The following is a 10,811-nucleotide window of genomic DNA, read 5'->3' as shown; positions in this document are numbered from 1 at the left end:
ATCTATGTATGTAAAAAAGGTATCTGTAAAAATAATGTTTTCAAATTGAGTCTCTTTTTCTTCATTTTCAAAGGGCTTACCTTTCATATGAAAAAAATAGGTTTCAATAATGGATTCTAGTTTTATTGTTTGAATCGTTTCTTTTGAACATTCATCATCCCAGTCTATATCTAAGAAATTTGTTGGGAGCTCATGAAGAGGGTTGTCAACATCAATTAATGCATACGATGTATTTTTATTTATTACTTTAACGTCAACTTGTAGAAGCTCCTTTACTTGATTTGCAATTTCAAAAACAGCATCTTTAATTACACTAAAGTTTTGTGTGTCGGATTGTTCTCTAAGAGCTAACTTAGTTTCTTCTAGTTCAATTTTTTGTAACTCAAGAGCAGACCTAGAGTCTTTCCATGTTCTATAAAGTAAGAGTATCGATACGAACAATAAAATCGGTGAAAAAACATTGTTGAAATATGAAGCCGTGGCAACCCAATTCTCAATAGGGGTATTTAAATTAAAACTAAATGTGTTAAAAAACTCATATACAAAAAAAGCACAACCAAATATTGCTATAAAAATAGAGTAAATTGCAGGGTTTCTATTTGACTGTTTCAAAATATTTGTTGCTGTTTCTTTAAGGTTTTTACTCATGAACATTCCCTCGCTTTAAAACTCCTTTTTACACCAATCTCAACCACTTAACAACTAAGCTGCACCGCGCACCGCGCGAATAATCGAACCATTCTCTTGAATGTTAGCCACCACAACACCTATAACTTGGCGTGCTATGTCTTGGCCTACCGTGTTGGCTGTTTGCTCATCCGTGCCACCTTGCACGGTAATTTGGTTGGTTATATGGATATTTACACCACTGTTACCAGTATCATTTGCCGCGCCGCCTGCGTTGTAACGCCTAGCCATTTGGCTAATTTCTGTATTTTGTTTCGGGCTTAATACACGCTCACCACGTTGTAATACATAGGTAGATTCATTTGGCACATAATCTAAACCACCATGCGCAATACCTGCTGGTTGTTGGTTTTTAATTTGCCTCACTTGCTGCATACCTAAACCAACGGCCGCAGCTGCTGCAACACCGCCTAAAATAGGGCCTACAATAGGAATGCCGGCTAATGAGTTAAATGCAGCGGTAGCACTTTGGTAAGTATTTATAATCGCTTGAGCAATAGCAAACGCCTTGTAGGCTTTAAACGCGGTTTTGCTTTGATTCGCCATCGTTTTAAACGTAGCAGCACCTAAGCCCACAATCGCATTAGCCTTGTCGGTTTCGGTTTGTTTCTCAAAGTTAGCAAAAGCCACAATGTTACTTTGTAGTGCTCCCGCATAACGGTTTTTTATTTGAAATAACCGTTCCTGGTGCGCGGCTTCGCTGGCCTCCCGTTGGCTATAATAGCCATCAGCAGAGTTTAGTTCTGTTTGGCGCTCTAAATCACGTAGCTGATTATCAGTGTTATATGCAAGCTCGCCCGCATCATCATTAGCAGCAAGGCCAAGTTGCGAACGCCGTTTTGCATCAACGCGTGCTTGTTGGCGAGCTTGTTCAACACTCAATTCATTATTGTAAGCGGCCAGCGCTTCGCGCCCAGCAAAGCCTTTAATTACAGCAATACGGTTTTCTAAGTCAGCTTGTAAATCGTTTTTGCGTTTTTCTTCAGCTTGGTTTTGTATCCGTGTTTTTTCAGTTTCACGCTTTTGTGCAATGGTTTTTAGGTCTTCGCCATATTTAACATCAAGCTGTTTTAAAATGGCGTCGTACTTAACTTTATTCGCAGCATCGTTTTCACGCGCAACAATCACCATTTGCTTACGTTTTTCATAGCTATCTTTTAAGCGGGCTTCTTCCCCCATTAAGCTTACTTCTAAACGCTTAATGTTATCGGGCAGGGCACTCAATGCATTTTTTGACGCATCTGCCACTTTTTGCCAGGGCAGTTTTTCTAGGTTCTGCTCAAAATTAGCAATTGTACGGGTGCTATTCATTATCTCTGCACGCAATGTGCTTTGTTTATTAATGTAGCTTTGTAGTTCATTTATCTGACGACGATACCCTCCCTTAGTCCGCTCATCTGATGAGTTTTTTTCACGGGCTTTCAATTTACTCAGTTGTGCATAAGCATTATTGATATTACGTGTGTAAACAGCCATTTTATTAGATGCCGTATTTAACTGTACACCCGCACTGGTGTTATTTAGCGAGTCAAAAGCATCACTTAAATCATAAATATACGTTTTTAGTTCTTTGGCTGTTTTACTCGCGTCATCCCCTTGGCTTGCAAAATAAGCAAGTGCAAGCCCAGCAGTTACAACCAAACCAATGGGGCCGCCTAACAAGCCCATTGCAACATTTAATCCTCTACTCGCAATGGTTGCTCTTCCTGCAGCTGCAGTATAAATATTTGTAGCAGTGGTAGCAGCTGCTTGAGTTGCTGTATAGCGAGTATTCGCAGCAGCCAAGCGGGCAACTGCGGCAGTTCGTAAATTGGTGGTATTAGCCACCGCAAGTGTGTGCTGTGCATACGCTTTCATTTGTGCAGCGCGTTGCAGCTCTAACACTGCATTAGCTTGGTTTTGTTTTGCCAGAGCGGCATCGGCAACTAAAACACGGCTTTTAGCGGCAACATTAGCAACATAACCTTTAGCGCTTGCGGCTAACCCCGCCACTAAATGCCCCGTTAATACCGTGGCTAATGCACCAGTGGCAATCACTAAGCTATCAACAACGTCTTCATTCTCACGCAAGTAGCCCATCGTGTCGGTAATTGAGTCAACCACACTGGTAACAGCAAAGTTTACTGGCTCTTCATATTTGCGTATTAAACGTTGGTACTCATTCCCCATTTCTGCAAAGCTGGCGTTAATTTTACCTTCTGTGGCCTCAGCAGCACCGGCATAATCGCCCAGTGCCTTAATAAGGTAGTTTTTAAACATCTGGCTGGTTACTTGGCCATCGTTAACCATCTGCCTAAAACCACCGGCTGCCTTACCAGCAGCTTTATCGAGTTTTTGTAAAAGCCCTGGCATGGGTTCGGTTACTTGGTTTAACTCTTCAGCGCGTAAAACGCCGGCAGTCATACCTTGGGTCATACCAAACAAGCTTTGCCCAAGCTGCACATTACTGGCACCTGTTTTAGCTGCGGCGTTAGCCATGCCCTCTAAAATAGCTTTACCTTGGGTTTGGGTAACAACGCCCACTTCTTGTAGGGTTAAAATTTTACTGTAAGAGTCAGCAAGGGTGGTGTAACCGGTATTTAACCGGTCTGATGTGGCAAATAGGTATTCTTGTACTTTGGCGTAGTTTTGCGCTGAGCCAGTTAGCCCTTTAAGGCGGGTATCAAGTAGCTGTGCAGCCCCCGTATCACGCACAAACATTGTGGCGGTGCCAATACCTACCAAAGTAGTGAGCGTAGCCCCAATTTGCCCGTAAGCGCTATTCATCAACCCCAATTGGCGCGTCATTGCGCCTTGCTGTTGCATTATATGTGCTTGGCTGGCACCTAACTGCTGGTTAGCGGCCATTTGGCGTTGCACCGCTTGTTGAATACGGTTTAATTCAGTTACGTTTTGGCGTGCACCGGTTGTAACAGCTCTACCGTCATAACTTAAGCGTAACGCCAAATTCAAGTTGTTGCTCATCGGGTCGCCTTATTAAACCAATAATGGTGCGCTCAAGGGTTTGCAGTTTTGCAAAATCATCAGGGTTAAGAGTTATATTTGCATAGCGCCAGGCTATATCAGCCCTGGCATAATCAAGGGCAATTTCAACGCCTTCATTATCCCGCTGCCACTGACTACTGGCGGTGGTGAGTGCCACCACCGCCGTGTGATTTTGAGGCAATACAAACAATGTACCTTCTTTGTTAGGCACATCCTGTTTAGGTGCGCCAAAGTGGGCTTCGTCGTCATCCAACGTTTTACTGGCTGCTGCTAGGTCGCCCAAAAACCACCTAGCAACATCGGCTAGTTTTTTTCAGTGATACGGTACTGGGCGTTAATGCACTCAACACTTAATCGGGCAGTTAGGCCGCTGTACGCCAACATTTCTTCAAGGGTGCTTTTATCAAAGGGTACGTCTTTACCGTCATCAAAAAAGTCACCCCAGCTTACTAACAGCTCACGTACTATCTCGCCATCATTAGCACCTTGCTTTTCAGTCAGTGTTTTAAGCTCATTTTCAGGTACTAGCTTAATTTTTGCCGTAAACTTAAAAATAACCCCACCAAACTCAAAGTTGAGCGGGGCGCTTATAACGGCACTTTTTAACTGATTTAATAATTTTAATTTCATTGCGTGTTTTCCTAATTTAGCAGTCGTAATTTGTTATTTATGGGTGACTAACTTACTCAAACACTATCGTCAGTTCGTCATACCCTGCGCCGCTGGGTACTAGCTTGCCGTCAAACTCATAACCAGTTAATTCTGAGTCAAGGCTGGTGTACTTAGGCCAAGGCATTTGGTAGCGGCCAATAATAGTGACTTTTTTACCTGCGGCGGTGCCGTGGGTAAATTCAAACATGTGTACTTTGCCAACATCGTCAAACGGGTTAAAGGTTGCCAGTTCTTCTGCGGTTAACGTAAAGTTAGCGCTGCTTTCATGGCCCGTTATCATTATTTCTTCATGATTAATGGCGCGGTCAAATACCACGTTATTACCTAAATCAACGGTAAGTTTATGTAGCGTGCGTTTAACATCGTTAAGCTTAAAGTCACTGCTATTACTCACGCCAAGTACTTCAGGGCGTACCCAACGATCCCAATTAACAGCAGGGGCGGCGTTACTTGCAACCGGTGCACTAAACAACCCTTTAAACTGCCAGTTAAGCATGGGTTTGCCTTTTTCAAGCGCAAAGCTCACATTGCCTTTCATTTCACTAATGTTGTGGGTGTTTTTACCAAATCGCACTTTACACGTAACCGCTACAGCCGCGCCTTTGGTAAACGTAACGCTTGAGGCATCAGCCACTTGCACCATGCCACAAGCAAGTAAAAGCGGCGCAAAGGCAGGCTCATTACCTACCGTGCCACTCATCGCAAGCGGGGTTTTAAAGTTAAGGCTTATGTGCTCACCGTAAAACGTTTCAAGGCTGGCACCGCTGTAGCTGGTTTCTAGCTCGTCTTTTTCGCTTTCACTTTCAAGTGACAGCTCAACCTCGCTGGCATAAATAGCGTGTAGGCCCGTTAAGGTTGTGCCCAGGGCATCAGCTAAAATGAGTTTGTCTTTAAATCGCCAACTGCTCATGCGCTTTGCTCCACTTTAATTAGCTCACCACTTTTTAAGTTAAAAGCGCCAGCTATCTCGTCTCTGTTCCCTTTGGTACTTGCAAGCACCTGGTTAACGTTTTGGGCAATCGTCATCGCGTGGGACTTTTTAGGAGCTGTATAAGCCTGCTTTTGCTCAGCGGGTTCTGTAGATTGCGATTCAGTCTGTTTGCTCATGGCATCACCTTCACAGTTACGGTATGTAGGCCAGTTACACTAAACTGGCACTGGTAAATTAGGTTGTTGGTTTTTTTGTTAAGCTCAATAGTGCGGCCCTTATCAAGCTTTATTGGGTCCCACCCAGGGTATTGGCATCCTGCAATAGCGGCTTTTACATCACCGCGCAATTGCTTTACTTGTGCATCACTGTGCGCATTTCCCGCAGCACAAGGGATCACAATCATCACCGCAAACACGTCTTTAACTTGGTATTCGTCAAGGCCGTGTACTTCATTGGTGTTAGTGTTGTCATCGGCCAATGGCAATACAAACAGCTGCGCGCTGTGTACAGCATGTTCACGCACATGGTTAAAATCGCTCGCAAACCCCACCGAAGCGTCAAAAACAGTGCTACTTAGCAGGGTTTCTATGTTGTTTAAATCAAAGTTAAATGCCATTTAAATGCTCTTTAAATTAACCAGTCAGTGATGATGTCGTTAATCTCACTTTCTTGCACAGCGGCAATACCCAGTATTGGCCGTGCAATTAACGTCACGCTTTTATTGCGGCCAGTTTCACCACCAAAATGGTGTATAGCTGCGTACTTTTCGCCTAAGCCATGCTCAAGCGTATTCCCATTTACATTGTGCGTAACAGAGCCTGCAAGGTTGCGCTCATCAGTTAACGTTAAACCGCCACGGTCTTTTGCTGCTTGTGATTGCTCCCACTTGCGGCCTTCGGGTGTTACTTCGCGTAAAAATCGGGTGGTGACGTCCATGTCTAAAAATGCACCAATGTCGTCCAATACATCAGCTGGTTCACCGCTTGTATTTGCAATTTGGGTTAAGCGGGGCAGTGCATTACCCGTTATGTGTATAAATACACCCGCCATTAATAGCGTTCCCAATTAAATTGAGAGCCTGCAGGTTTTGTTCGCATCCCAGTTCTTACGCCTGCAGGCGCATCTTCCTTAATTTGGATCACACCTTTACTAACCTTATCAAGCATTGTCATTGCGTTACTTTTCAGGGTTTTAAGGTTTTCGTCAGCAATGTTAGGGGCAAGCTCACAGTGCATTAAATTGTTAGCAATGCCAGGCAAGACCGAGTTATTAATATCATCTTGGTTTAATGCAAATCGTGCTACGTAGCCCGCTATAATCGCATTTACATTTTTTTGTGCTTGCACATACCAGGCATTAATTTGCTCTTGCAACTCGCTGTAAGTCTCATTTAAAAGGGCGGCTTCTACATCATCACGCGTTACGCGCGTGCCTGCCTCGTTAAATTTATTCGACGCAAATTGCAACAGCGTATTAAGGCCAATTTTGTCTATAACTGCTTGTTCTGTCGTAAACATACGTACCTCAGTTAGTAAAAAAAGGCCCCGAGCAAGTCGGTACTGGGGCCTTTACACAGGGAACAATGATTTATTGGGCAGGTGTTAACACGTTGGTCAGCAAAATACCGCAGTCTTTGGCTAACACTATTTCTTTAACAGCTTCACCCACCATCACTTCTACACCACCGTTTAAACCTGCGGCTACATCACGGTTTGATGACACACGCGAGCCATAACGCGCAGTTAGCGCAAAGGTCATGCGTTTGTTTTGAAATGACGCCAATGGGTCGTGATACGTAAACGATAAGTTGTCAGCAAAAGCACGTTTAAGCACAACGTCTTTGCCTTTTTTCGCTGTATTTAAGCGAGCTTGGCCCACATTAATATGATCAATTTCGAGTTGCTCTTTAATCCAGCTCCAAGGTACTAAGCCCTTATCGCCACTGGTGCCGTTATACGCTTTAACAATGTTAGGGTGGGTACGTAACTTAGTAGACACTGTTTGAGACATATTCATCGCGTTAGGGCGCATTAATGGCTCGTCTAGCATTTCTAAAAAGAACGGTAGAATATCAAGCGTAGGGTCATCTAAAAACTTAAACCCTTGCGCCGATAAGCTTTCAGACTTACCAAAGTTAGCCGCCGTGTTATACAGCTCAGCAACACGCACTTCACGACCAAGTAAAACTAAGTCCGCAATGCTTTCAGCTGCATGCGTACGTGGGTTGTAGTTTGCTGGTGCATTAGTCTGATCATCATTTGGAATAACATCGGATAAACCATGGTCAACAACAGAGCTTTCTTTTTCTGTAACACTAAACTCAACTTGGTTCGGGCTAGACTTACGGCCAATTTTGGTATCTGGCAGTGTAAATTTGTCGCCTTTGTTGTATTCAGTCCATTGAAACGAACGCTTACCAACATATGAATACGGCGCTAAATTATCAGCAATTAGCTTTTTATTTGTATAAGCAATGGCTATGGCCGTTTGCTCAACGTCTGGTGTAAATGGCATACCATTACTCATGGCAAATCCTCACTTTATAAAGTTAAATTAACCCAGCGCTAAGCGGGAATAGTCGCAATTAACTGCGGGGCTAAAAATATGTCACCAATGGTGCCAGCGTCGCCTTCTTCCAACGCCCAGCCTGCAACATGTATTTGGGTTTCCCCTGAATAATCAGCTAAAACAAAGGCAATGGCTTTGCCGTCTGCGTCAGCAACAATTAAGTCACCCGCCGCAATATCACCACCAAATTCAACAGGGGCGCTTTGGGTCATGACCACATCAACACGTAAATGGTTGTCCGTGCCTTGCTCTGTTACACCTGCAAATACGGCGCTGGCATCTGTTGCACCAATCACCTGAAAATCTTCAAGCGCAGACACCGCAACTAATCGGTTAGCAGCAATCGTAGCCACTGCTACAAAGTTTCTAATAAATCCTGGTTGTGCCATGCTCTTAGGCCTTTTTAATGTGGTCTAACGCGGCGGTAATACTAATTTCTACGCCCTTGCTAGATTGTGATTGTTGAAATTCAAGCGCCTTCGCTGCCAATGCTTCTGCACTGTCGTCAGTTACTTCGCCGTCTTTATCGTCTTTATTAAACTCTTGGGTTAAACCTGTTTGCTCAGGCAGGCCTTTTAAAAAGCCTTCAAACCACGCAGTTGGTTTAAGCTCTTGGCTTTTACCGTCTGCGGCAGCAAACTCAAAGGTGGTGTCGCCGTCATCCAGCTTGGCCATAAACTCAGCCATGCCATCGGTATTGGTTAAACGCGGTGCAGTACCGCCATTTATTTCGGTGTTAATAAAGGTGTTAGCTGCTGCAACACGTTGCGCGTATTCAAGCTTTGCATTTTTAGCGTTGGCCGCATCAATTTGGTCTTGCAGCGCCTTTCTTTCTTCTTCATCCATTGCATTGTCCTCATGGGTGGGTGGGGTGGCATTGCTGTTGTTAATAGCGTCGCCTTTACTAAATTCGGCACCTTCACCCGTATTGGCTTTAGCACGTTCATGCTCAGCAATGATGGTTTCTTCTTTTAACCATTCACCTTCGTAATGTGGCACAACTTTGTCAGCCGCTTCACTGCCAAAACGGTCAGTTAAAAAGCTGCGCAAGTTGCTCATAAGGCGGGTAAGGGCGTTTGATGTATGCAGCGATATGTTGTCAATATCACCTGCAGCAAATTCTAGGGTAAGTGTGTCGGCGTCATCAGCTTGGCTAAACTGCCAGGCTAGGCCTTCAACTGCAGGGGCTTTACCGCCTAAATAACCAATGTGGGCAAGTTGGTAGCCATTAGCCACCTTTTCTAATTTAACTGAGCGGTTAGGGTAGCGCTTGCTTTGTACAGCCTGTGCAAATTCAGCACATACGTCTTCAGCTTTAGCAAACAACGACCCGTTTTCGGCTTTTAATTCACTGGCCCAGCCCCATGCAGGGTCGTCCATTTTTGGGTGGCCAATAACCAGTGGTGCGCTCTTCGGTTTAAAGTTGGTTACAACGCTGCTTAAATCAGCGACGCTAAATGTGTGTTCAACGCCTTTAGAGTCGGTTTGGGTACCTGCTCTAAAAACTTCAAACCAATCAAATTGGGTGTTTTTGTTTGCCATGTTCCAAGTGCCAATAAACTAACTAAGTGGCACCCAGTGTAGGGGGACAGTGATTATTGAACCGCTGGAAAAGACTTTACAGATAAGTAAGGGTTTAGCCTAATCATCAATACAATCCGCCCTAAGGATTGCATACATTTTATTGGTGTATTCACAGACTTCATGGTAGTTAGATACACCATTGAAACAAATAAGTGCATATAATATGTCATAGTATTGGTCAAGTTGACTAGAGAAATGTGATTCCTGCTCAATAGAGGTTGTATATGATATTCCACTGAAATCCAATAGATATATGAAAGGCTCTACAAAAATGTGTATTTCTAAAGGTTCAAGGTCATCACGCTCGTTTTGGAATATTATATCATGATATTGGTTTGAGTGATTTTGAAAGGACTGTTCTATTGGCAGCAGCTCAATAAAGTAATGTTCAATAAAATCTAGATTTAACTCAGCATTTAAGTTATTTATCGACGAATGTATAAATAACTTTTTATATAAAACCTCAGGCTTCAGAACAAGAACCCCTTTTGAGTAACGCTGCCTTATAGCTTCGCAATGATCACAAAAATATTTGTAATGATTAAAAAAATTATTAGCCGTGTTGTTCTGTTCAACCAATCGATTACTTTTCGCTTTTTGCTTTGATGAATGAAATCGATTAATCATCACTGCAAGCGTGAGTGGAACAGTTAATAACGCAACAGGGAAAGCATAGTAACTTACAAACCCAGCTAATGACTCAGCACTAATATGCGGGTTGTAAAGTCCTTTTGTCATTAATTCACTGGTCAGCCTCCAAAAAATCCAAGCTATAAATACCAGCGGTGATAACACAACTAGCCAGAATAACTTGTTCTCATGCAGAGCTTTATCATCTTGAACTTTAAACCAATTTCGAACTAGCCATTTTAAAACTTTTTTAACCATTTCCACATCAGTTCCCTTGAACTTTATTTGTGAAGTACTATATTCAAAAAATACAAAATCACCAAGGACTGGTTATGATCAATCAACAACTTCTTCTCAGACGTTTCAACACAGGGCTATACATCTTTATAGGCATAATGCTTGTTTTCTTTATTGCAGCACAAATTTACCTTACTACACCCCATCACTTTCCCAGTTACGAACCAGACACACCTGGTGAAGCTGATCCAAACATGTATGAATCTTTAACGCTAAGGCTCAATAACACCCCAAGTCCTGAATTTTTAGCAAGTCTACAATTAGCAAACCAAGATCAAATAATCACCGAAACTGAGTTTATTGCAGTCGCAAGGCAGGTGTTAAGTAAAGGTAGGCATTTAACTATACCCAACCCATTAGTTGATACACCAAAACAGAGCAAAGCCAATTTTCAAAAAGCCTTGTCTCAGCATAAAATGGCGCAGCTAGACTAAACTCAACCCTAAATACAGTTCAA

At 43.2% G+C, this 10,811-nt stretch carries 14 protein-coding genes; 1 reads left to right on the top strand and 13 read right to left on the bottom strand.

Annotation, left to right across the window (positions count from 1 at the left end; genetic code table 11):
• The 13 genes from ADS77_RS07070 to ADS77_RS07010 form a co-directional block, all read right to left on the bottom strand.
• On the bottom strand, window positions 1-648 hold a 648-nt coding region (locus ADS77_RS07070), incomplete at its 3' end, for a hypothetical protein (RefSeq protein WP_054453642.1).
• 54 nt (window positions 649-702) lie between these two features.
• Window positions 703-3,651, bottom strand: coding sequence for a tape measure protein (locus ADS77_RS07065; RefSeq protein WP_054453640.1), 2,949 nt, complete (start codon window positions 3,649-3,651; stop codon window positions 703-705).
• Entirely contained in the window at window positions 3,611-3,955 is a 345-nt protein-coding gene (locus tag ADS77_RS07060; RefSeq protein ID WP_054453639.1) for a hypothetical protein, read from the bottom strand. The genes ADS77_RS07065 and ADS77_RS07060 overlap by 41 nt, the downstream gene beginning before the upstream one ends.
• Before the next feature lie 20 nt (window positions 3,956-3,975).
• The gene (locus ADS77_RS07055; RefSeq protein WP_054453638.1) at window positions 3,976-4,302 is read right to left on the bottom strand and encodes a hypothetical protein; all 327 of its coding nucleotides are present in this window, start codon (window positions 4,300-4,302) and stop codon (window positions 3,976-3,978) included.
• A gap of 52 nt (window positions 4,303-4,354) precedes the next feature.
• Window positions 4,355-5,254 carry a hypothetical protein gene (locus ADS77_RS07050; RefSeq protein WP_054453637.1) on the bottom strand — a complete coding sequence of 300 codons (900 nt, stop codon included), beginning with the start codon at window positions 5,252-5,254 and terminating at the stop codon, window positions 4,355-4,357.
• Window positions 5,251-5,451, bottom strand: coding sequence for a hypothetical protein (locus ADS77_RS07045; protein WP_054453636.1), 201 nt, complete (start codon window positions 5,449-5,451; stop codon window positions 5,251-5,253). The genes ADS77_RS07050 and ADS77_RS07045 overlap by 4 nt, the downstream gene beginning before the upstream one ends.
• Window positions 5,448-5,891 (bottom strand): hypothetical protein, encoded by a 444-nt coding sequence (locus ADS77_RS07040; protein WP_054453635.1) that lies wholly within the window; start codon window positions 5,889-5,891, stop codon window positions 5,448-5,450. Before ADS77_RS07040 ends, ADS77_RS07045 begins: the two co-directional genes overlap by 4 nt.
• An 11-nt stretch (window positions 5,892-5,902) precedes the next feature.
• Complete coding sequence (locus ADS77_RS07035) at window positions 5,903-6,325, bottom strand: phage virion morphogenesis protein (protein WP_054453634.1); 423 nt, start codon at window positions 6,323-6,325, stop codon at window positions 5,903-5,905.
• Window positions 6,325-6,792 (bottom strand): hypothetical protein, encoded by a 468-nt coding sequence (locus ADS77_RS07030; RefSeq protein WP_054453633.1) that lies wholly within the window; start codon window positions 6,790-6,792, stop codon window positions 6,325-6,327. The genes ADS77_RS07035 and ADS77_RS07030 overlap by 1 nt, the downstream gene beginning before the upstream one ends.
• A 70-nt stretch (window positions 6,793-6,862) precedes the next feature.
• The gene (locus tag ADS77_RS07025; protein WP_054453631.1) at window positions 6,863-7,801 is read right to left on the bottom strand and encodes a capsid protein; all 939 of its coding nucleotides are present in this window, start codon (window positions 7,799-7,801) and stop codon (window positions 6,863-6,865) included.
• 38 nt (window positions 7,802-7,839) lie between these two features.
• On the bottom strand, window positions 7,840-8,232 hold the full coding sequence (locus tag ADS77_RS07020) for a DUF2190 family protein (RefSeq protein ID WP_054453629.1): 393 nt from the start codon (window positions 8,230-8,232) through the stop codon (window positions 7,840-7,842).
• Between the two features lie 4 nt (window positions 8,233-8,236).
• A complete protein-coding gene (locus ADS77_RS07015) occupies window positions 8,237-9,385 on the bottom strand; it encodes a hypothetical protein (protein ID WP_054453627.1) in 1,149 nt (382 codons plus the stop codon).
• A 99-nt stretch (window positions 9,386-9,484) separates the two neighbouring features.
• Entirely contained in the window at window positions 9,485-10,321 is an 837-nt protein-coding gene (locus tag ADS77_RS07010; protein WP_054453621.1) for a hypothetical protein, read from the bottom strand.
• Window positions 10,322-10,389: 68 nt separating this feature from the next.
• Between ADS77_RS07010 and ADS77_RS07005 the strand changes: the two genes are divergently transcribed.
• Entirely contained in the window at window positions 10,390-10,788 is a 399-nt protein-coding gene (locus ADS77_RS07005; RefSeq protein ID WP_152960591.1) for a hypothetical protein, read from the top strand.
• The last annotated feature ends 23 nt before the right edge of the window (window positions 10,789-10,811 follow it).

Source organism: Pseudoalteromonas porphyrae (genome assembly GCF_001298125.1).
In the GTDB taxonomy this organism is placed as follows: Bacteria; Pseudomonadota; Gammaproteobacteria; order Enterobacterales; family Alteromonadaceae; genus Pseudoalteromonas; species Pseudoalteromonas neustonica.
Note: the sequence above shows the minus strand (reverse complement) of the source record. Positions and strands in the feature narration are given on the sequence as shown.